Below are 20,414 nucleotides of genomic sequence, written 5' to 3'. Positions count from 1 at the left end.
GGTGTCAGTCCTCATCAAGTACGGCGCTCAGGCGGACCCGGCGCTTCGGTGCCTCTTCCTTCGGGACCGTGCCCACGATGCCGGCGGTGTTGTCCGGCACTTCAAACACAATCAGGGGCTCGCCGACATTGATCTTGTCGCCGGGCCCGCCGTGGATACGCACCACTTTACCTGCCTGCGGACTGGGCAGTTCAACAGCCGATTTGGTGGTTTCCACCTCGACGAGCGGCTGGTTCCGTTCCACCTGGTCACCCGGTGAAACCAGCCATTCCAGTACTGTCGCCTCTATCAGGCCTTCGCCGAGGTCGGGAAGCGGGAAGGAAATTTCAGCCACGGCGGTACTCCAATACTCGCTGGATGCCAAAGAGGATCCGGTCAATGTTCGGGATGTATTCGTCTTCCAGGTCGCCGGAGGGATACGGAACGTCGAAGCCGGTGATTCGCTCCACGGGAGCCTTGAGCGTGTCGAAGCAGCCCTGCGTGATCAGCTGGGCCACTTCGGCGCCCAGCCCCGAGGTCAGCGGCGCTTCATGGACGACGACGGCGCGCCTCGTCTTCCGCACGGACGCCGTCAGCGCCGCTTCGTCGATGGGCTTCAGCCAGCGAAGGTCCAGGATTTCAATGTCGATCCCGTCCTCGGCGGCGAGCTCGGCCACCTGCAGGCAGCGGGCCACCATGGCACCCCAGGCGACGAGGGTCAGGTGCCGGCCCTCGCGCATGACCTTGGCGCCGGTGGGGGAGCCGGACGGGTCCGCTGAGTCGAAGTTGACCTCGCCCTTCTGCCAGTAGCGGGACTTCGGCTCCATGAAGATCACCGGGTCCGGCCGGGTGGCCGCGTACTTAAGCAGGTGGTAGGCCTCGTGCGGGTTCGACGGCGAAACCACCTTGAGGCCCGGAACGTGGGCGAAGAGTGCCTCGAGGCTTTCGCCGTGGTGTTCGGGGGCGCGGATGCCGCCGAAGCTGGGCACGCGCAGGGTGATGGGCATCGGCATGGTGCCCCGGCTGCGGTAGTTCATCCGGGCGATCTGGCAGACGATCTGGTTGATCGCCGGATAGGCGAAGCCGTCGAACTGGACCTCGGGGATCGGGTGAAAGCCGGCCATCGCAAGTCCCACGGACATGCCGAGGATGCCGGACTCGGCGAGTGGGGTGTCAAACACCCGGCCGCTTCCGTACTTCGCCTGGAGCCCGTCCGTAATGCGGAACACGCCGCCCAGCCGCCCGCAGTCCTCACCGAAGATCAGCGTTTTCGGATTCCCGGCCAGGACCTCGTCGAGGGCGCGGTTCAGCGCCTGCTGCATGGAAAGCTGTTCGACTCCGCGGCGTGGAGGTCCATCGGCCATGGCGGCCTCGCTTTCAAGGATGGCGTTAGACATGGTCGGACTCCTCGCGCCAGTTGGCTGTCTGGGCCTGCAGTGCAGGTGTGGTTTCCTGGAAGACCAGGTCGAACATTTCGCTGCCGGGTCGGGAGCCGAGTGCCTGGATGCCGGCACGGATTTCTTCCTCTTCGGCCTTGGCTGCTGCGAGGGCTTCGGCGAAGAAGGCCTCGTCGGCGACGCCGTCGGCGAGCAGCCGCTTCCGGAACCGTTCCAGCGGGTCCTCCCCGGCGCCGTCGCGCTCCTCGTTGAGGGAGCGGTAGCGGCCCGGATCATCAGAGGTGGAGTGTGGGCCGCGCCGGTAGGTCATGGCCTCGATCAGCACGGGGCCGTTGCCTGCCCGGCAGTGAGCGAAGGCGCTCCGGGTCGCTTCGACGACCGCGACGACGTCGTTCCCGTCAATCCGCAGCGCCGGAATGCCGTACCCGGCTGCGCGGGCGGCGACGGAGCCGCCAGCCACCTGGCGTTCGGTGGGGACCGAGATAGCCCAGCCGTTGTTCTGGACGAAGAAGACCACGGGAGACTTCATGACTGCCGCGAAGTTCATGGCTTCATGGATATCGCCCTGGGAGGAGGCGCCGTCGCCGAAGTAGGTCATGGCCACGCCGAGCGTGGCGTCGGCGGTGACGGACAGCGTCTGGCCGTGGGCCCAGCCCACGGCGTGGAGCACGGAACCGCCCACTACGGCCTGGATCGGCGCCAGCCGGGATTCCTGCGGATCGTAGAGCCCGCCGTGCCAGGTGGCCTTGTGCGTGGACATATACGCCACCATGTCCACTCCCATGGCCCGGGCCACGCCCATTTCGCGGTAAGTGGGAAAGACGAAGTCGCGGGTGGTGTCCACGGCGTAGCCGCTTCCCACCTGCGCGGCCTCCTGGCCGAGTTCGGGCGCGTAGCCGGGGATGAGCCCCTGACGCTGCCAGGCGATGGCCGAGGTATCCAGGTGCCGGACGGCCGCCATCAGCGAATACAGTTCGCGGAGCTGGCCGGCGGTCAGCGGCTCGGTCGGAAGGCCGAGCGGTTGCTCGGAGTGTGGTTCCGACGGCGGGACGGCGTGGTTGCCGGCGGTCGGGGAAAGCGGGGTATCCATAGCTGTGACCCTAGTCACCCGCGTAGGGCTGGGCAATCAGCTCAGGGATCATTGACCAAATTGCCGAAAGCTGCCAGCAGTGGAGCCGAACCGGATAGCAATTTGCCTAATGGAATCGGGATCGGTCCGCGGGCCGTGTCACCCAACTAGGTAGCAGTTAATGTCGTTTTGAGCGCTCATAACGACATTAACTGCGACCTAGTTGGGCTTCGACGTGGCCGGGGTGCAGTTACGGGGTTGGGCTGTCCTGGCGCGATGCGGCGACCTTGGCACCTATCCGGCACGCTGCGGCGATCGCGGCGATCAGGATGATGGTGCTCACCAGCTGACGGCTGCTATCGGCGTTGCTGAACCCGACGGCGAAGATCAGGGCCAGCAGGACCAGCCCGAAGATCGTGAGGCCCGGGAAGCCCTTCATGCGAAGCGGAAGTTCAGTGCCGTCGCGGTCGGCCCGGCGGCGCAGGATCAGCTGCGAGACGAGGGCGGAGCCCCAGACCATGAGGCAGGTGGAGCCCACGAGCTGGAATAGTGCCGGCAGGATCTGCTCCGGGAAAAGGAGCTCCAGCACGGCGGCAATGAAGCCGAAGGCCACGGACACGCCGACAGCGACCATCGGCACCCCGGCCTTGTTCAGCTTCGAAAGGAAGCGCGGGGCTTCGCCGCGTTCGGACAGGGAATAGATCATCCGGGAGGCGCCGTAGAGGTTCGCGTTGAGTGCGGACAGCAGCGCGATGACGGCCACGAGGGTGATGGCTGTGCCGGCGCCGGGGATCCGGGCTGCATCGAGGACGCCGGCGAACGGCGACGCCAGGGAATCGGACGTGGCGGGCAGGACGGCCGCGATGACAAAAACGGAGCCGATGTAGAACACGAGGATCCTCCACACCACCGTGCGGATGGCCTGGCCCACGCTGTGGCGCGGGTTCTCGGTTTCAGCGGCCGCGACGCTCACGATCTCCGTGCCGCCGAAGGCGAAGATCACAACGAACAGCGCAGCGGCAATTCCGCCGAGGCCTTCGGGGGCGAAGTTTCCGGTGATGTTGGCCAGGCCCGGACTCGCCACGTCCGGAAGCAGGCCCAGGAGCAGCGCGGTGCCGACACCCAGGAACAGCAGGATCGCGGTCACCTTGAGGATCGCGAACCAGAACTCAAATTCGCCGAAGTTGCTCACTCCCGCCAGGTTGATGGCGGTGAAGAGGGCCATAAACGCCAGGGCCAGGACCCAAATGGGAATAACCGGCCACACGGTGAAAAGCAGGCCGGCCGCGCCGAGGGCCTCGGCCGCGATCACCACTACCAGCTGCAGCCACCAGAGCCAGCCCACTGTGGCCCCTGCGGTCCGGCCCATGGCCTTCTCGGCGTAGACGGAAAAGGCGCCACTGTTCGGGTTGGCGGCGGCCATTTCGCCCAGGGCCCACATCACCAGGATGATCAGTGTGCCGGCTACGAGGTAGGAAATCAGCACGGCAGGCCCCGCAGCCTGGATGCCTGCTCCCGAGCCGAGGAAGAGGCCGGCGCCAATGGCGCTTCCCAGCCCCATCATGGTGAGCTGGCGGGGTTTCATGCTGTGCCCGAGACTTGTGGTGGGGCGCACTGCGGTGGACTTCATTGTCATGCTTGCGAACCTTCTTGTGGTCGGTGGTGTGGTCCTTTTGGGACAACTTGAATTTACCGCCCCCGCACGTCTCTTCGCTCGCCGTTCATGAGAGCATGGTGGCAGTTTGCAGGTACGTCGTCGTTTTATTCGGTGATTTGTGACCTGGCCGGCCAGCTTGGAAGGAAATTCGATGAATGTGGACGCGGTGGACGCCAAAATTGTCCGGTTCTTCACGGATTCGCCCAGGGCCTCGGTGCTTGAAGCCTCGCGGGTTTTGAAGATCGCCCGTGCCACCGTCCAGTCGCGGCTGGACCGGATGACCGCGGGCGGGGTCATCGGGTCGTGGGTGCCCCAGCCGGATCCGGCCCACTTCGGCTACCCGGTGGTGGCGTTCTGTTCCCTCACCATCAACCAGGACCTGGGGCATGATGCGGTGGTCGAAGCGTTGGCCCGCATCCCCGAACTGATCGAGATCCATACCGTGTCCGGCAGTTCGGACCTGATGGCCCGGATCGCGGCCAGGTCCAACCCCGACCTGCAGCGCGTCCTGGATGCCATGATCGCCACCAGGACGGTGTTGAGGTCCTCGTCCGTGATTGTCCTGAACACGCATTTCGAGGGCCGGACGCTGCCGCTGCTCGAAGCGGCCGCCGCAATGTGACCTGAAACATTTTGCCTACGGGCCCGGCAGTCGTACCATTAGTTCTAGTCAGTTTGACTATAACTAACCTAAGGCGCCCGGCGGGCGGGTGCCTGACGAAGCCCAGAGGCGCCGCCGGGCGCGAGGAAAGCGGGTGAACCGCCGTGTACACAAGCTCAGCCAATGTTGCCGAGCGGCAGGCCGCACCGCCGTCGCTGGCTATTTCCACGGTGATCTTCGCCCTCCGCCCCAGCGAGAAGTCCGGCCGCCCCACCCTGTGGATTCCGTTGGTGCGCCGGATCCGTGAGCCGTTCAAGGGACTGTGGGCACTGCCCGGAGGCCCGCTGACCCACGCCGAATCCCTGCAGGACGCGGCATCGCGGAACCTGCGGGAAACCACCGGTCTGGCGCCCAGCTACCTTGAGCAGCTTTACGCCTTCGGCGGGCTCCACCGCTCTCCGACGCAGCGCGTGGTGTCCATCGTGTACTGGGCCCTGGTGCAGCCTACGGAAGCAGCGCTCGCCGACGAGTCCGAAAACGTCAGGTGGTTCCGTGCGGACCGCCTGGGAGACCTGGCGTTCGACCACAACGCGATCGTGGACTACGCCCTCTGGCGCCTGCGGAACAAGCTGGCCTACGGCTCCGTTGCCTACCACCTGCTGGGGGAGTACTTCACCCTCGCCCAGGTCCGGGAAGTCTACGAAGCGGTCCTGGACCGCGAACTGGACCCCGCCAATTTCCGCCGGCAGCTCAAGTCCACGCCGGAGATCGAAGAAACCGGCGAATACCTGCAGGGCGGCAAGCACCGCCCTCCCCGCCTCTACCGCTTTACCGGCCGCCCCGGCCTTGACCCAGATAACAGGAGCACACCATGAGCAGCGTCAACACAGCAATCCAGTTGATCACTCGCGAACAGGCCGAACAGAAAGCTCTGGGTCTGGCGACCGGAGCCGCCGCCACCTGCAGCCCGGCACTGGCCCGCGGACCATGGGACTACGATCTTGCCGAGGCCCTCGCCGGTGTGCCCGCATACGGCCCGGGTGCCTCGAGCACCGATGTTGCCCCTGCCGCCACCCCGCGCCAGGGCCAGCTGCCCGAGGAATACAAAAGGGCCAGCGACGCCGAACTGGACGCACGCATCCGGGCGGCCAAGGCCACATTGGGGGACAAAGCCGTCATCCTCGGCCACTTCTACCAGCGGGACGAGGTCATTGAGTACGCCGACTTCGTGGGCGACTCCTTCCAGCTGGCCAATGCCGCACTGACCAAACCGGACGCCGAGGCCATCATCTTCTGCGGCGTGCACTTCATGGCGGAAACCGCGGACATCCTGTCCAAGCCTGACCAGGCCGTCATCCTGCCGAACCTCGCCGCCGGCTGCTCGATGGCGGACATGGCAGACATCGATTCCGTGACCGAATGCTGGGAGCAGCTGGAAGAGCTCTACGGCACCGAGCCCGACGCCGACGGCCGGGTTCCGGTCATCCCTGTCACCTACATGAACTCCTCCGCCGCCCTCAAGGGCTTCTGCGGGGAGCACGGCGGCATCGTCTGCACGTCCTCCAACGCCGCCACCGTCCTTGAATGGGCCTTCCAGCGGGGCCAGCGGGTCCTGTTCTTCCCCGACCAGCACCTGGGCCGCAACACTGCCAAGGCCATGGGCGTGCCGATGGAGCAGATGCCCATGTGGAACCCGCGCAAGGACCTCGGCGGCAACGACGAACAGACCCTGCTCGATTCCCGCGTGATCCTCTGGCACGGCTTCTGCTCGGTGCACAAGCGCTTCAACGTGGCCCAGATCGAGAAGGCCCGCGCCGACTTCCCGGGCGTCAACGTGATCGTCCACCCTGAATGCCCCATGGAAGTTGTGGACGCCGCCGATTCCGCCGGATCCACCGACTTCATCAAGAAGGCCATCGCCGCCGCCACGGAACCCACCACGTTTGCCATCGGCACCGAGATCAACATGGTCAACCGGCTGGCAGCGGAGTACCCCCAGCACACGATCTTCTGCCTGGACCCGGTGATCTGCCCGTGCTCCACCATGTACCGGATCCACCCGGGCTACCTCGCCTGGGTGCTGGAGGGGCTGGTCAACGGCGAAACCCTGAACCGCATCACCGTGGATCACGACGTTGCCGCTCCGGCGCGGGTGGCCCTCGAGCGGATGCTGGCGGCGCGGCCGTGACCAGGCCCGGTGTGGCCCGGCCAGCCGCGGCCGACGGCGGTGCGGCCCGCAACGGGGGCACCGCGCCGCACCGACTCGTGGTGGTGGGCAGCGGCATCGCGGGGCTGTACGCGGCGCTGCTGGCGGCCGACGCCCACGGAGGCGCCGCGGCGGAGGTGGTCCTGCTGAGCAAGGGGCAGCTGGAACACAGCAACACGTTCTACGCACAGGGCGGCGTGTCCGCCGTGCTGGAATCCGGCGAGGCCGCCCCCGGCGACTCCGTGGAGGCCCATATCGCAGACACGCTGGCAGCCGGCGCCGGACTGAACAACAGGGAAGCCGTGCGGATCCTCTGTACGGAAGCAGCACAGGACATCGCAGGGCTGCGGCGGTACGGAGTCACCTTCGACGCCGATCCGCAGGGGGACACCGCTCTGGGGCTGGAGGCTGCCCATTCAGCGCCGCGCATCCTGCACGCCGGCGGGGACGCCACCGGCGCCCGTGTTGCCCGCGGCCTGATCGCCGCCGTCCTGGAACGCGCCGTGTCCGGCCGGCTCCGGCTGGAAACCGGTGCGTTCGTCACGGAGCTGACGACGGCGGGCGGCCGGGTGGCCGGGGTTGAGTACCTTCAGAACGGCGAACTCAAGAGCCTGGATGCCGCGGGCGTGCTGCTCGCCACCGGCGGCGCCGGCAGGATCTTTGCGCGCACCAGCAACCCCGCCGTTGCCACGGCGGACGGACTGGCGCTCGCCTGGCGTGCAGGTGCCGCGGTGGGTGACCTTGAATTCTTCCAGTTCCACCCCACCACCATGGCCATGCGCGAGACAGCAGGAGGGCCTCCGCCGCTGCTGGTTTCCGAAGCTGTCCGCGGCGAAGGCGCGGTACTCCTCGACGCCGACGGCCACCGCTTCATGCCGGACTATCATCCCGACGCCGAGCTTGCACCGCGCGACGTCGTCTCCCGCAGCATCGCGCTGCACCTTGCCCGCACCGGGGCTCCCGCGGACAGCCCGGTGTTCCTGGACGCCCGGGGGATAGAGGCCGCCAGAGGCTCCGGCTTCCTGGCGCGGCGCTTTCCCACCATCAATGCCGCCACACGGGCGGCAGGCTACGACTGGACCGCCGAACCGCTTCCGGTGTCCCCGGCAGCCCATTACTGGATGGGCGGGGTGTCCACCGACCTGGCCGGACGAACCTCCATCCCGGGCCTGTACGCAGCAGGCGAGGTGGCCTGCACCGGCGCCCAGGGCGCCAACAGACTGGCCAGCAATTCGCTGCTCGAAGGATTGGTATTCGGCCGTCGCGCCGTTGAGGCCTTCCTTTCACCTGAACCGGCGCACGACAGCACTGCTCCGCGTGCTAGCTCGGCCGCGGGCGGCCTCCCTTTTACGCACGCTTCCGTAGCACTATCGCGCGACTTCACCGGGAAGGAAACCTCGCCGGCTGCGGCCGAAGGTGTTGTGACGTCTTTGCCGGATCCCGGGCCGTTTTCCCGTGACGCCCTGGGGCGGTTGATGACCGCGCATGCCGGCGTGTTGCGCAGTGGCGAGGGGCTCCGTGAGGCGGAGGCTGCGCTTTCTGCCTGGGCCGCCGTCGTCCGCCCTGAGATCGTGGCTGAAGCCCGGGACCCGCGGGAGTACGAGGACCGCAACCTGCTGCTGGCCGCACGGCTGCTTGTGGACGCCGCCCGGAACCGGACGGTATCCGTGGGCGCGCATTACCGGGCCGATACGGACCACGCGTCAGCCCCCACCCATTCCATGCAAAGGATTTCCTCATGACCACCACCGCCCCGGAAACGCCGGCCCTGACGGCCGCTGAGCTCACCGGAAGCCTTCCCGAAGCCGCCGTGCTGGGGGTGCTGCGGGCTGCGCTCGCCGAGGATGCTCCGTACGGTGACATCACCTCCCAGGTCCTCATCCCGGCGGACGCACGCGCGACGGCGGTGCTCAACGCCCGTGTCCCGGGTGTCCTGAGCGGGGGAACCGTGTTCGCCGCCGCCATGAAATTCACGGACCCGGACGCCGTCGTCGAGCTGCTCGTGGCGGACGGCGAAAGGTTCGGCGCCGGCACGCCGCTGGCCAGGGTCACCGGCAACGCCCGGGCAGTCCTGCTGGCGGAACGCGTAGGACTGAACCTGGTCCAGCGGATGAGTGCCATCGCCACCAAGACCGCCGAATTCGTGGACCTCGTCCAGGGGACCAAGGCCAGGATCACGGACACACGGAAGACGACGCCGGGCCTGCGCGTGCTGGAGCGCTACGCCGTTCGCTGCGGCGGCGGGGCCAACCACCGCTTCAGCCTGTCGGACGCCATGCTGGCCAAGGACAACCACCTCGCGGTCATCACCGGAGGGGACCCGGCGAAACTCACGGCGGTGCTCAGGGCGGCCAGAGCACAGCTCGGCCACACCACCCACTTCGAGGTTGAAGTGGACCGCATGGACCAGGTGGAGCCGGTCCTCGCCGCCGGAGTGGACACCATCATGCTGGACAACTTCCCGCTCGAGGAGCTGGCTGCCGGCGTGGCTCTGGTCGGCGGACGGGCCCGGGTGGAGGCCAGCGGCAACGTCAACCTCCAAACAGTGGCCGCTATTGCCGGCACCGGCGTGGACGTGATCTCCATCGGCGGCCTTACCCACAGCGTCATCGCCCTCGACCTGGGCCTGGACGTCGAGCTGACGGTGGGCTGAACCGCCATGATCTTCCTGGACGCAGCGGCCACCACGCCGGTCCGCCGCGAGGTGCTGGAAGCCATGTGGCCCTACCTCACCGGCGACTTCGGGAACCCGTCGAGCCATCATTCGCTCGGCGAGTCCGCCGCGGCGGCGCTCGCCGGCGCCCGGACGGGCGCCGCCAAGGTGCTGAACTGCCGGCCGGCAGAGATCACCTTCACGTCCGGCGGCACGGAGGCGGACAACCTCGCCGTCAAGGGCATTGCCCTGGCCCGGCAGGCAGCCGACCCGACCCTGAACCGTGTGGTGATCAGCGCCGTCGAACATCCCGCGGTTGAGGAATCGGCGCGGTACCTCGAACGGTTCCACGGTTTTGCCGTTGATGTCGTCCCGGTGGACGGCTTCGGGCAGGTCACGCCGGAGGCCCTCGCCGCCGTGCTCCGGCCGGAGACGGCGCTGGTCAGCATCATGTACGCGAACAATGAAGTGGGAACTGTGCAGCGGGTCCGGCAGCTCGCGGCCATCAGCCGTGAACACGGCATTCCATTCCACACCGACGCGGTCCAGGCCGCTGGCTGGCTCCCGCTGGACACGAAACTGCTGGGCGTGGACGCCATGAGCATCTCCGGGCACAAACTGGGCGCACCGAAAGGCAACGGGGCACTGTTCGTGCGGAGCCGCACCCGGCTTGAACCGCTCCTCCACGGCGGCGGGCAGGAACGCGGTCGCCGCTCCGGGACCGAGAATGTTGCCGGTGCCGTTGCGTTGGCCACCGCGCTGTCGCTGGTCCGCCCCGACCAGGGCCTGCCTGCGCGGGTTGCCGCCCTGCGGGACGACTTCATCCGGGAGGTCCTGGCCGGCGTTCCCGGCGCACAACTGACGGGTCACGCCGTGAATCGGCTGCCGTCGGTGGCTTCGTTCTGTTTCCCCGGAACCAGCGGAGAGTCGGTGCTCCTTGAGCTGGAGCGGCAGGGTGTGGTCTGCTCCAGCGGGTCGGCCTGCGCGGCCGGATCCGACGCTGCCTCGCCGGTGCTGCTGGCGATGGGCATTCCGGCCGAAGTCGCCCAGACCGCCGTCCGGTTCAGCTTTGACGCCGCGGTGACGGCGGCGGAACTGCAGGAAGCGGCAGCAGCCGTTCGTAACGCCGTCGGCAGCGTGCTGGCGCTCGGCATCCGCTAGGCGTCAGCGGTGCCGCGCGCGGCGGAAAATCCAGTGCCGCAACAGGGCAAACCGCACGGCCGTGGCCAGGATCCCGGACAGCGTGGTGGTCCACAGCTCGTCTGACATCGTGGCGTCGGGATTGAGCCAGTGCAGCACGCCAAGGCTGCCGCCCGTGATCACCAGCGCAATCACGATGACAACCAGTCCGCTGAGATGGTCCCTGGCAATTTTTCCGCGTCCGGCGATCTTGAACGTGAGGCGCCGGTTCAGGGCAGTGTTCATCACCGAGGTAATGATCAGCGCTGCGGCATTGGACAGCTGGGGTCCCAGCCAGGGCCGAAGCAGGGCATACAGGGCAAGCGATGTCACCGTGCACACGATGCCTACGCCGGTGAACCGGAGGAGCTGCCGGACTGCGGGAAAACGAAGGATGCCCGGGTAGTGCTTCGTGGCGGGGAGGCGCCGGAGGGCGGCTCCGGGAGCGGGGGCATCGGGCATATGGAGGCCGGAACCGGGCTGTTGCGTCAGCGGGGCCGCGGTCGCAGCAGGTGACTCCATCCATCAAGCCTGCCATACGGCAGCGCCGATTCCCGTCAGGCTGAGGCCCTCACCGGGTTCGTCAGTTCGCCGATTCCCTCCACCCGGCACGTGACGGTGTCTCCGGGGTGAAGCCGCGCGCTTTCGGCGGGGAACCCCGTGAGGACGAGGTCGCCGGGGTGCAGCGTCATGAAGGACGTCAGGTACACCAGGATTTCGTCCACGCCCCAGCCGAGGTCCGCTGAGCTGGCATGCCGGAGTTCCTTGCCGTTGTGGACGATACCAATGGAAAGCGCGCTGCTGTCCAGGCCCGTCACGATCCACGGTCCCGCCGGCGTGAACGTGTCCTGGCTCTTGGCGCTGATCCACAGGTCGTCCGTTTTCTGCAGCTCGCGGGCCGTGACGTCGTTGCCGACGGTATAGCCGAGGACGGCTGTCCGTGCATTTTCCAGGGTCAATCCGCGTGCCCGGCGCCCGACGACGATAGTCAGTTCCGCTTCCGGGTCCACATGCCCCACGCCCGGCGCGAGTTCGATCGCATCGCCCGGTCCCACCACGCTGGTGGCCGCCTTGTGGAACGCCTGGGGCGGATGGTCCCGGCCCGCCTGGCCGGTGTTGTGCGCCATGCCCAGGACGTTGGCCGGAACGCTGGGCGCAAGGAAGATGAATGAGTCTTCGCCAACAGTGGATCCGTGCTGCCAGCCTGTCCGCGGAGGATCCCCGGCGTTCGCCAGGGACCCGGGGAACGGGCTATCGATTACCGTCCAGACCTTTCCCGCATCGCTGGCAAAATCCTGGGCGTCATTGGCCACGAAGAACTGTTCCAGCTCTGAGGCAGGGGAATGCGGACGGACTCGGGCAATTCGGCGCGTTGGCATGGCGGTCATCATGACATCCTACGTCCTGTCCGGCGCTTGGGCGCGGTGTGTCGTCCGCAAGCTGCCGGCTCAGGTCTGGGCCGTTAGGCGAGGGCGGCAGATCCGAATGCCACACTGAACCTGTCGCACCAAAGCACCACGGTGTCCAGCCCGCTGAGGTCCGTTCCCGGCGGGACGGCGTAGTTCTGGTTGCCGTGGGTTGCCTTGACTGGGCCGAGATCCAGGTACCTGCCGGAACGGTACTTGAACCAGTCTCCGCCTGCCTCGCGGTCGCTGAGCCACACTTTGACGTCGGGGCCGTCGCTGCTGGCAAGGTTCTCGAGTCTGACCACATGCGAACCGTCAGGCAGTTGCACCAGGCTCGCGCTGCCTGAGGTGGGATGTTCCTGGGACTGGAACGGCCCAGTGGCCAGAACATTGGGCCGTACGGCCGCCGTAGCGACGGGAGCGGTGATTGCAGCGGCCGGCGTTGAACCGGCCGGTGAAGTGGCGGCAGGGCGCGGCGTCAAGGGTTCATCGATCGAGCTGCTGGTGAACAGTCGCCATGGCTGGAACAGTCCCATGCCCGCAACTAGCGACACCAGGAAAGCCGCGGAGGCCAAGGCCAGGAGGGTGCGTCGTCGGGGTTTTCCCATAGTCAAAGGCTAAATGCCGTGCGAGCGTGGCGTCCCGCGGTTTTTCTTACGGTTACCTATCGGCGCGGGAGCGTGTCAGTAAAGTTCGCCCACCGGGATCTCTACGGCCAGCCGGTTGGACGGACCCGCCAGCGGGCACGCCCACGCTTCGTTGTAGGCGCAGGACGGGTTGTACGCGAAGTTGAAGTCGAGGATGAATTCGGCGTCGGGACCGGATCCCAGTACGCCGTGGAAGGCTCCCTTGATCGTGTCCAGGAGGTAGCGCCCGGCGCCGTAGCTGCCGCCAGGCTGGCCCGCCGTCGCATCCCGGAACGGCACGAAGATGCCGCCGCCGTAACCGTGCAGCTTCCAGACGGCCAGCTGGCCCATCTCCGGCAGGTCAAAGGTGCCCAGGCGCACAAACCTGACAACGCCGTCGGTCGCGGTCTCGACGTTCATTTCGCGGCCCTCGCCCTCTTTTGTCAGGGGCACGTGGAACCGGTAGATGGGGTCGTAGTCGGCGGTCCGGAGGCCGCTGAACGTGGCCTTGTCCGCTGCAGTGAGGGCGGAGGCGGGGTGCGTGCCGAACATCCGGTCCCGTTCCTGGCGCCAATACGAGTGAGCCTCGGCTGGGCTGTCCGCGGCGATTCTGCGGACGTCCTGGTACATGGCGAACGTCCGGACCCGCCAGTCGGCAATGTCCAGGGCCGAGATGTCCGCCACGCTGTCCTGGTCCGCGTCAAAGTGCTGTTCCGCCATGTCCCCAGCGTATCCCTCTTTGCGGGCGGGAAAGCCCGCACGCAAGAGCAACGCCGCCCGCGGCGGCGGGCGCGGATGCAACAACACTCCGTCCGGAACGCAGGGGCTGCGGCGGCGGCGCGGCTACGCTTGCCTCATGACAGGCAAGGCAGTAGCCCGCAGGGCCCGGTTTGGCACGGCGCTGATCGTTGTTGCCGCGGTGATGTCCGGCTGCAGCGGCGACGGCAAGGGCGAACCCGCCTGGACGGCGGGCAGCAGCCCAACGGAAAGCGCGACGCCGGCGGGCACCCCGTCGGCGTCGGCACCCGGAACAACTCCCGGAGCCTCCGCCACCGGTACGGAATCCGCGTCCCCCGACGCGACGGCGTCGGCATGGAAGGCCTTCTCCGATTCCGCCAAGAACGTCAGCTTTGAACTGCCCCAGGACTGGATAGCGCAGTCAGTCACGCCGGACCAGGGGACGCTTCCGGGCGCCCTCAAGATCGAGGTCAAGGATGCCAAGGGCAGCTACCTGGCCACACTGCAGACCGGCCTGCCATCGCCGACCGCTGCCCCGTGCGCTGAGGCGGACCGGAAGCCATATGTTGTGGTCAGCAGCGTCCCCGTGGACCTGCCGCACCGTGAGGGCGAGGGCCTCATCGCCCCGCATGTGGTGTTCCGTGTCATCCAGGGATACAGGTTCTTCGGCTCCTACGGCATCACCAACGTGCTGGGAGGAAGCGATGGCAGGGCCTGCGCCCTCCAGAACATCGTCCGCGGACCCGAAGGCAAAGGGGACGTCTCGTTCGGCGACCTGACCGCACTGAAGACCTTCGCGACCGACGAGAAAGTGGCCCCCGCCAAGGCGTTCGATACCCTGGACCTGGCGTCCAAGTACGTCAACGAGGGGTCCGAATTCGCGAATGTCCAGCGGATGCTAATGTCTCTGAAGATCAAAAGTTAGTCCCGCCGCCCTCCTGTAAACCCAACCGGCCGGCACTGGGGACTGTTCTGCCGCTACCTCACACCCCGGAGATACATGGAACGCAGCGTAGCCGCCCGGCTCGTCTTCAAGACCGTAGCTGAAACCAAAGTCGCACTGGCGGTTTCCGTCGCCAGGAACCCGGGGTATTCGTCCCTCATTGAAACGCTTTCGGTGACGTCAGGGGCGGACCAGGTTCCCGTCACGGAACTGTCCGACCATCATGGTGGGCGCTTCCACTACATGGAGTTCGCGGAACCCACGGAGGTGACGGTGGACTACACGGCCGCCGTCTCCGGGCTGGCCGTTCCGGAAGAGCCGAACCGCATGGAGCTCATCCGCTACGTCCGGCCCAGCCGGTACGCGGAGTCCGACCGGCTGCTCCCCACGGCCTATGCGGAATTCGGCGGGGCCCAGGGCGAAGAGCTTCTCCATGCTGTGCGCAACTGGGTCTTCAGCGAGCTCCGCTATGTCAGCGGCTCATCCCGCGGGACCGACGGTGCGGTGGAGACGCTCCTGCACCGCCGCGGCGTGTGCCGGGACTTTGCGCACCTGGCCATCGCCCTGCTGCGGTCCAAGGACGTCCCGGCAAGGCTCGTGGCCGTCTATGCACCCGGGCTTAGTCCGATGGATTTCCACGCGGTTGCCGAGGCCTACATCAACGGTGCCTGGTACGTCATCGACCCCACCGGCCTCGCCCCGCGGGAGAGCATGCTGAGGATCACCGCCGGCAGGGACTCCTCGGACACGGCCTTCCTGTCCACCGTGGGCGGAAGCCTGTCCCTGAGGGAGCTTCGCGTTACGGCCGTGGTGGACGGCGACCTGCCCGTGGAGGATCCCACGAAGCTTGTCGCCATCACCTGAGGCACTGCCCGGTACCTCTTATCGCCCTGTCACGGCGCCGCGCAGTTTTTCGGTGAGCCGCAGCAGCTCGCGCTGTTCGCTGGCGGTCAGCGCCGGAGTAATCAGGGCGGAGATATCGCGCACGTGCTCCCGCCCGATCTGTTTTTGCAGGTCCCGGCCGGCGTCCGTCAGCTTCAGCAGGACACCCCGGCCGTCCTGGGGGGCCGGCATCCGCTCCAACAGTCCGCGCTTTTCCAGCCTCTCCACAAGCCTGCTGAGGCTGGACTGGCTGAGCAGCACGTTGTCGTTCAGTTCGTTCAGGCGCAGCCAGCCGGAGGGGCAGCGGGAGAGCGTGAACAGGACGTCGTATTCATTGACCGCCAGTTCCTTGAAAGCAGGGCCGGACTGGAGCCTGCGCATCACCGCCACCTGGGCGCGGAACAGCGATTCCCAGGTTTCGGCGGCGAGCCGTACAGGCGACCCGCCTGGCTGGGCGCCCATCAGGCGTCCTGCGCCGTCGGCTTGCTCAGGGTGTCCTCCTGCACCTGGGCAGCCATCCGCGCTGCCACCCGCCCTGCATGCGTGGGCGGTTCCGGTACATGGGCGGGCGTGAGGGCCGCGTACTCCTTGCGCAGCACCGGCAGGACTTCCTCGCCGAACAGGTCCAGTTGTTCCAGCACGGTCTTCAGCGGCAGGCCCGCGTGGTCAATCAGGAAGAGCTGGCGCTGGTAGTCGCCGAAGTACTCACGGAACGTGAGGGTCTTTTCGATGACCTCCTGCGGGCTGCCGACGGTCAGGGGTGTCTGCGACGTGAAATCCTCCAGTGAGGGGCCGTGGCCGTAGACGGGCGCATTGTCGAAGTAGGGGCGGAACTCCTTCACGGCGTCCTGGGAGTTCTTGCGCATGAAGAACTGTCCGCCCAGTCCTACGATGGCCTGGTCGGCCTTGCCGTGGCCGTAGTGCTCGTAGCGTTCGCGGTAGAGGCTGATCAGCTGCTGGTAGTGCTCCTTGGGCCAGAAGATGTTGTTGGCGAAGAATCCGTCGCCGTAGTACGCGGCCACTTCCGCAATCTGCGGAGTGCGGATGGAGCCGTGCCACACGAAGGGGGCCACGCCGTCGAGCGGGCGCGGAGTGGAGGTGAAGTTCTGCAGTGGCGTGCGGTGCTTGCCGGACCAGTTCACCGTGTCTTCATCCCAGAGTTTGCGCAACAGGCTGTAGTTCTCGATGGCCAGCTCGATGCCGTCCTGGATGTTCTTGCCGAACCAGGGGTAGACGGGGGCCGTGTTGCCGCGCCCCATCACGAGGTCCACGCGGCCGTCGGCCAGGTGCTGCAGCATCGCAAAGTCTTCGGCGATCTTCACGGGGTCGTTGGTGGTGATCAGCGTGGTGGCAGTGGACAGGATGATGCGTTCTGTCTGCGCCGCGATGTACGCCAGCGTGGTGGTGGGGGATGAGGAGAAGAAAGGCCGGTTGTGGTGCTCGCCGATGGCGTAGACGTCCATACCGATCTCTTCGACTTTTTTGGCGATGGCCACGGACGCCTTGATGCGCTCGTGTTCTGTGGGCGTGCGCCCCGTGGTGGGATCAGTGGTGATGTCACTGACACTGAATACGCCGATCTGCATGATGTGCCTTTCCGATTTCCGAACTGTTCCGGGTCTTGTTCCAGTGTAGCCGATTTACATGCATTTGCATCTATCGGTGAGTGTAACGTCCGGCACGCCAGGATATTCCCGCACGGTTAAGCAGCAGTGCCCGTACCACCGGGGCGGCACGGGCACTGCTTTTCATCGGGCACTGCTATTTTTCAGGCGTTGTCATGATTGAGCCGCTGATGCTATTCGGGCTCTCCGGCCGCAGCCCGGCGGCCGGAGACCTTGGGAACCGTCCCCGCTGTCCAGTCGACGAACTCTGCATCGACGTCAACCGCCGGCCCGAAATCAGGGCGTTCGTGCATCGCGCGGAGCAGGGCCTTCCTCTCCCGGCGCCCCTCCACCAGCCGGTAAAGCACCGGTACCAGGACCAGCGTGAGAGCGGTTGAGGAGATCAGGCCGCCGATCACCACGATGGCCAGCGGCTGGGAGATAAAGCCGCCGCCGCCGGTCAGTCCCAGCGCCATGGGCGTCAGTGCGAAGACGGTGGCCAGGGCGGTCATCAGGATGGGACGGAGGCGCTGCCGTGCGCCGTGCGTGATGGCGTCGGCCACGTTCATCCCCGGCTGGCCGTTCCGCGGCTGGCGGTACTGGTTGATGAGGTCGATCAGGACGATTGCGTTGGTCACCACAATGCCCACCAGCATCAGCATGCCGATCAGTGACGGCAGGCCGAGCGGCACCCTGGTTACCAGGAGCAGCGCGATTGCCCCGGTCGCCGCAAACGGGACGGACACCAGGAGGATCAACGGCTGGATGAGCGACTTGAAGGCGGCCACCATGATCACGTACACAATGGCGATGGCGGCAAGCAGGGCCAGGCCCAGCTGCTGGAATGATTCCGTCTGCTGGGTGGTGGCCCCGCCGATCTCTGCCGTGACGCCCGCGGGAAGCCCGACCCCTTTGAGCCGGTTCTGCACCTCTGCGCTGACCTCGCCGAGGTTGGCGCCCGACGGTGTGACTGAGACGCGGGCGGTGCGCTGGCCGTTGCTGGCGGTGATGGAAACCGGGATGTCCACTTGTTCCACGGAGGCAATGCTTCCCAGCGTCACGGCTCCGCCGGACGTGGGCAGCGGAATGTTCCGCACGGCGCTGACGCTCGTGAAGCGGGTGCCCTCCCCGATCTGCACCGGGAAGTCATTGGTGTCGATCCGCACGGTACCGGCCGGAATCGGGCTGATGGTGGAAGCCAGGACGCCCGCCACCTGTTCCTCGTTCAGGCCGGCGGCGACTGCCTTGGCACGGTCCACCTTGACCTGCACCACGGGTTGGCTGGCTGCCAGGTTGGTGGCAACCTCCGTGCTGCCGGGAACGCCCTCCATCGCCTTGACCATGGTATCGCTCGCAGCGCGGAGGTCCGCCGAGTTGGCGGCCTTGAGCGTGATGTCCACGGTGGATGTGGTGCCGAACCCGCCCTGCTGGGAGCCGACGGAGATCTTGCCCGCGTCGCTGATCCCGGCCAGTTCGGTGCGGACGGTCTCCTGGAGACGGGCCTGGTTGGCTTTCTCCTCGGTGACAACGGTGAACGAGGAGTTCGAGGCACCGCTGGAGGTCAGCGCAGTGAAGCCGGTCTGTGCGTTGCCCGAGGTGACCTGGACGTCCTTGATGCCGTCGATGCTCCGCAGTACCTCTTCGACCTTCACGGCGGCCGCGCTTGTGTCCGTCAGGCTGGTTCCCGCCGGCAGGACCTGGCGGACCGTCATGCTGTTCTCACCGGACCGGCCCAGCAGGTCCGTGGCGAGCAGCGGCGTCATGGCAGCCGTTCCGCCGAGGACAAGGACCGCCGCGATGAGGGTCACCACAGGATGCTTCTGCGTCTTGTTGAGGATCGGCAGGTAGCCGCGCTGCAGCCGGCTGCGCTGCTCTGCCTCATGCGCCTTGGCGGCGGCTTCCCGGGCGGCCGCGGCGGACAGTGCGGCGCCGGCACTGCCGGCGGGTGTCTTGAGGAACCAGTATGCCAGAACGGGAACTATGGTGAGCGACACCAGCAGCGACGAAAGCAGCGCGATGGTCACCGTCAGGGCGAAGGGCCGGAACAGCTCGCCGGCCAGCTCCCCGACGAAGGCGATGGGAAGGAAGACAGCCACGGTAGTCAGTGTGGATGCCGTGATGGCGCCGGCCACTTCACGGATGGAGGTGAGGATGGCCTCCAGTTTTGCTTCGCCGTAGCTGAGGTGGCGCTTGATGTTCTCGATCACCACAATCGAGTCGTCCACCACGCGTCCGATCGCTATGGTGAGCGCTCCGAGGGTCAGGATGTTCAGGGAGTATCCGGTCGCGGACAGTCCGATGAACGTGATGAGCAGGGACAGCGGGATGGAGACGGCCGTGACCAGCGTGGACCGCACGGACATCAGGAACACCAGGATCACTGCCACAGCAAATCCGAGGCCCAGCAGGCCTTCGGTGGTCAGGTCCTTGATGGACTTCTCGATGAACGGGGCCTGGTCGAACACCGGGGTGAACTTGGCGTTGGATCCAAGCTCCGCTTCGAGCTGGCCGATGGAATCCTTCACCGCGTGCGAGATGGCCACAGTGTCGCCTTCGGGCTTTTTCGTCACGGACAAGGCAAGCGTTTCCTTGCCGTTGGTCCGCGTAATCGACGTCCGGACGTCGTCCTTGATGCTGACATCGGCCACGCTGCCGATGGTGGCGGCGTCTTTGGCACCGCCGAGCGGCAGGGCCTTGACGGCGTCCAGGGAGTCCACCGGGCTGCCGATCTGCAACGAAAGCGTCTTGCCCTGTTCCTCGATGGTGCCCGCCGGAATCAGGGCCCCGTTGTTCTTCAACGCATTGCTGATGGACTGGATGGTGGCACCCTTGGCGGCCATGGCCTCAGGGCGGGGAAGGATCTGGATGTGCTGGGTGGCGCCGCCGGTGACGTCGGCGCCCCTGACGCCGTGGAGCTTCTGAAGGTGGGGGACGCTGAGGCGCTTCAGGTCGGCGTTCAGCTCACTGAGCGGCTTGTCGGACGAGACCGCCAGGAACACGATCGGGAAATCGCTGATGCTGCCGGCGATGGCCTGCGGCTGGACATCATCCGGCAGCGCGCGCTTGGCGTTGGAGATGGCACGGTCGATCTGGTTCCGCGCCCGGTCCAGGTTTGTCCCGTACGTGAACACCATGGTGATTTGCGAGACGCCCGTGCGGGAGGTGGACGACGTCGATTCCAGCCCCTCGACACCGTTCAGTGCGGTTTCGAGGGGCCCGCTCACCTGTTTGTCCACGACTTCCGGAGACGCCCCGGGCATGGACGAGATGACCGTGATCTGCGGAAACTCGATGGAAGGGATGAGTTCCTGCTTCAGCGAGGACATGGTGATCACGCCGAACACCGACGCGAAGACGGTGATAAGCGCGATCAGGGCCCTGTTTGCCAGCGAAAGTTTTGCCAGCCGGTACATCTCATCGTCTCCTGGTGGGTTATCGGACTTGTGGTTGGGGGTGAAACCTGCCGTAACCCGA

At 66.6% G+C, this 20,414-nt stretch carries 19 protein-coding genes; 8 read left to right on the top strand and 11 right to left on the bottom strand.

What is annotated here, in order from left to right; genetic code table 11:
* Positions 1-4: 4 nt before the first annotated feature.
* From J7I79_RS10365 to J7I79_RS10350, 4 genes are all read right to left on the bottom strand, one after another.
* The gene (locus J7I79_RS10365; RefSeq protein WP_043482513.1) at positions 5-334 is read right to left on the bottom strand and encodes a biotin/lipoyl-containing protein; all 330 of its coding nucleotides are present in this window, start codon (positions 332-334) and stop codon (positions 5-7) included.
* Positions 327-1,376 (bottom strand): alpha-ketoacid dehydrogenase subunit beta, encoded by a 1,050-nt coding sequence (locus J7I79_RS10360; RefSeq protein WP_214952897.1) that lies wholly within the window; start codon positions 1,374-1,376, stop codon positions 327-329. The genes J7I79_RS10365 and J7I79_RS10360 overlap by 8 nt, the downstream gene beginning before the upstream one ends.
* Positions 1,369-2,337: a thiamine pyrophosphate-dependent enzyme gene (locus J7I79_RS10355; protein ID WP_251042667.1), complete on the bottom strand. Its 969-nt coding sequence runs from the start codon at positions 2,335-2,337 to the stop codon at positions 1,369-1,371. The genes J7I79_RS10360 and J7I79_RS10355 overlap by 8 nt, the downstream gene beginning before the upstream one ends.
* 358 nt (positions 2,338-2,695) lie before the next feature.
* Positions 2,696-4,081: an amino acid permease gene (locus J7I79_RS10350; RefSeq protein WP_214952893.1), complete on the bottom strand. Its 1,386-nt coding sequence runs from the start codon at positions 4,079-4,081 to the stop codon at positions 2,696-2,698.
* Positions 4,082-4,253: 172 nt separating this feature from the next.
* On the opposite strand from J7I79_RS10350, the gene J7I79_RS10345 reads away from it, so the two are divergent.
* The 6 genes from J7I79_RS10345 (at position 4,254) to J7I79_RS10320 (ending at position 10,723) form a co-directional block, all read left to right on the top strand.
* A complete protein-coding gene (locus J7I79_RS10345) occupies positions 4,254-4,724 on the top strand; it encodes an Lrp/AsnC family transcriptional regulator (RefSeq protein ID WP_104175344.1) in 471 nt (156 codons plus the stop codon).
* 143 nt (positions 4,725-4,867) lie between these two features.
* Complete coding sequence (locus tag J7I79_RS10340; RefSeq protein ID WP_214952891.1) at positions 4,868-5,578, top strand: NrtR DNA-binding winged helix domain-containing protein; 711 nt, start codon at positions 4,868-4,870, stop codon at positions 5,576-5,578.
* Positions 5,575-6,891, top strand: a complete 1,317-nt coding sequence (nadA, locus tag J7I79_RS10335) for a quinolinate synthase NadA (protein ID WP_214952889.1) — start codon at positions 5,575-5,577, stop codon at positions 6,889-6,891. The genes J7I79_RS10340 and nadA overlap by 4 nt, the downstream gene beginning before the upstream one ends.
* Positions 6,892-6,902: 11 nt before the next feature.
* The gene (gene nadB, locus J7I79_RS10330; protein WP_214953120.1) at positions 6,903-8,651 is read left to right on the top strand and encodes an L-aspartate oxidase; all 1,749 of its coding nucleotides are present in this window, start codon (positions 6,903-6,905) and stop codon (positions 8,649-8,651) included.
* Entirely contained in the window at positions 8,648-9,562 is a 915-nt protein-coding gene (gene nadC, locus J7I79_RS10325) for a carboxylating nicotinate-nucleotide diphosphorylase (RefSeq protein ID WP_214952887.1), read from the top strand. Before nadB ends, nadC begins: the two co-directional genes overlap by 4 nt.
* Positions 9,563-9,568: 6 nt before the next feature.
* Positions 9,569-10,723 carry a cysteine desulfurase family protein gene (locus J7I79_RS10320; RefSeq protein WP_214952885.1) on the top strand — a complete coding sequence of 385 codons (1,155 nt, stop codon included), beginning with the start codon at positions 9,569-9,571 and terminating at the stop codon, positions 10,721-10,723.
* 3 nt (positions 10,724-10,726) lie between these two features.
* Here J7I79_RS10320 and J7I79_RS10315 read toward each other — a convergent pair whose 3' ends face one another.
* From J7I79_RS10315 to J7I79_RS10300, 4 genes are all read right to left on the bottom strand, one after another.
* Entirely contained in the window at positions 10,727-11,263 is a 537-nt protein-coding gene (locus J7I79_RS10315) for a GtrA family protein (RefSeq protein ID WP_251042640.1), read from the bottom strand.
* 35 nt (positions 11,264-11,298) lie between these two features.
* Positions 11,299-12,129 carry a fumarylacetoacetate hydrolase family protein gene (locus J7I79_RS10310; protein ID WP_214952883.1) on the bottom strand — a complete coding sequence of 277 codons (831 nt, stop codon included), beginning with the start codon at positions 12,127-12,129 and terminating at the stop codon, positions 11,299-11,301.
* Between the two features lie 74 nt (positions 12,130-12,203).
* On the bottom strand, positions 12,204-12,755 hold the full coding sequence (locus J7I79_RS10305) for a DM13 domain-containing protein (protein ID WP_214952881.1): 552 nt from the start codon (positions 12,753-12,755) through the stop codon (positions 12,204-12,206).
* 75 nt (positions 12,756-12,830) lie between these two features.
* On the bottom strand, positions 12,831-13,493 hold the full coding sequence (locus J7I79_RS10300) for a DUF1684 domain-containing protein (protein ID WP_214952879.1): 663 nt from the start codon (positions 13,491-13,493) through the stop codon (positions 12,831-12,833).
* 136 nt (positions 13,494-13,629) lie between these two features.
* On the opposite strand from J7I79_RS10300, the gene J7I79_RS10295 reads away from it, so the two are divergent.
* Both J7I79_RS10295 and J7I79_RS10290 read left to right on the top strand, forming a co-directional pair.
* The gene (locus tag J7I79_RS10295; RefSeq protein WP_214952877.1) at positions 13,630-14,436 is read left to right on the top strand and encodes a hypothetical protein; all 807 of its coding nucleotides are present in this window, start codon (positions 13,630-13,632) and stop codon (positions 14,434-14,436) included.
* 75 nt (positions 14,437-14,511) lie between these two features.
* Entirely contained in the window at positions 14,512-15,318 is an 807-nt protein-coding gene (locus tag J7I79_RS10290; RefSeq protein WP_214952875.1) for a transglutaminase family protein, read from the top strand.
* 18 nt (positions 15,319-15,336) lie between these two features.
* Here J7I79_RS10290 and J7I79_RS10285 read toward each other — a convergent pair whose 3' ends face one another.
* The 3 genes from J7I79_RS10285 to J7I79_RS10275 form a co-directional block, all read right to left on the bottom strand.
* Positions 15,337-15,798, bottom strand: coding sequence for a MarR family winged helix-turn-helix transcriptional regulator (locus J7I79_RS10285; protein ID WP_214952873.1), 462 nt, complete (start codon positions 15,796-15,798; stop codon positions 15,337-15,339).
* Positions 15,798-16,922 (bottom strand): LLM class flavin-dependent oxidoreductase, encoded by a 1,125-nt coding sequence (locus J7I79_RS10280; protein ID WP_214952871.1) that lies wholly within the window; start codon positions 16,920-16,922, stop codon positions 15,798-15,800. Before J7I79_RS10280 ends, J7I79_RS10285 begins: the two co-directional genes overlap by 1 nt.
* A 212-nt stretch (positions 16,923-17,134) precedes the next feature.
* Positions 17,135-20,353, bottom strand: coding sequence for an efflux RND transporter permease subunit (locus J7I79_RS10275; protein WP_214952869.1), 3,219 nt, complete (start codon positions 20,351-20,353; stop codon positions 17,135-17,137).
* Positions 20,354-20,414: the final 61 nt, after the last annotated feature.

This window comes from Arthrobacter sp. ISL-69 (assembly GCF_018613775.1).
Taxonomy (GTDB): Bacteria; Actinomycetota; Actinomycetes; order Actinomycetales; family Micrococcaceae; genus Arthrobacter.
This window is presented reverse-complemented; position numbering and strand designations above follow the sequence as displayed.

Excerpts from the sequence above, each read along its gene's own strand:
- J7I79_RS10360 (WP_214952897.1), bottom strand. The coding sequence starts at position 1,376 with ATGTCTAACGCCATCCTTGAAAGCGAGGCCGCCATGGCCGATGGACCT.
- J7I79_RS10355 (WP_251042667.1), bottom strand. The coding sequence starts at position 2,337 with ATGGCGGCCGTCCGGCACCTGGATACCTCGGCCATCGCCTGGCAGCGT.
- J7I79_RS10350 (WP_214952893.1), bottom strand. The coding sequence starts at position 4,081 with ATGACAATGAAGTCCACCGCAGTGCGCCCCACCACAAGTCTCGGGCAC.
- J7I79_RS10345 (WP_104175344.1), top strand. The coding sequence starts at position 4,254 with ATGAATGTGGACGCGGTGGACGCCAAAATTGTCCGGTTCTTCACGGAT.
- nadA (WP_214952889.1), top strand. The coding sequence starts at position 5,575 with ATGAGCAGCGTCAACACAGCAATCCAGTTGATCACTCGCGAACAGGCC.
- nadC (WP_214952887.1), top strand. The coding sequence starts at position 8,648 with ATGACCACCACCGCCCCGGAAACGCCGGCCCTGACGGCCGCTGAGCTC.
- J7I79_RS10320 (WP_214952885.1), top strand. The coding sequence starts at position 9,569 with ATGATCTTCCTGGACGCAGCGGCCACCACGCCGGTCCGCCGCGAGGTG.
- J7I79_RS10315 (WP_251042640.1), bottom strand. The coding sequence starts at position 11,263 with ATGGAGTCACCTGCTGCGACCGCGGCCCCGCTGACGCAACAGCCCGGT.
- J7I79_RS10310 (WP_214952883.1), bottom strand. The coding sequence starts at position 12,129 with ATGACCGCCATGCCAACGCGCCGAATTGCCCGAGTCCGTCCGCATTCC.
- J7I79_RS10305 (WP_214952881.1), bottom strand. The coding sequence starts at position 12,755 with ATGGGAAAACCCCGACGACGCACCCTCCTGGCCTTGGCCTCCGCGGCT.
- J7I79_RS10300 (WP_214952879.1), bottom strand. The coding sequence starts at position 13,493 with ATGGCGGAACAGCACTTTGACGCGGACCAGGACAGCGTGGCGGACATC.
- J7I79_RS10295 (WP_214952877.1), top strand. The coding sequence starts at position 13,630 with ATGACAGGCAAGGCAGTAGCCCGCAGGGCCCGGTTTGGCACGGCGCTG.
- J7I79_RS10290 (WP_214952875.1), top strand. The coding sequence starts at position 14,512 with ATGGAACGCAGCGTAGCCGCCCGGCTCGTCTTCAAGACCGTAGCTGAA.
- J7I79_RS10285 (WP_214952873.1), bottom strand. The coding sequence starts at position 15,798 with ATGGGCGCCCAGCCAGGCGGGTCGCCTGTACGGCTCGCCGCCGAAACC.
- J7I79_RS10280 (WP_214952871.1), bottom strand. The coding sequence starts at position 16,922 with ATGCAGATCGGCGTATTCAGTGTCAGTGACATCACCACTGATCCCACC.
- J7I79_RS10275 (WP_214952869.1), bottom strand. The coding sequence starts at position 20,353 with ATGTACCGGCTGGCAAAACTTTCGCTGGCAAACAGGGCCCTGATCGCG.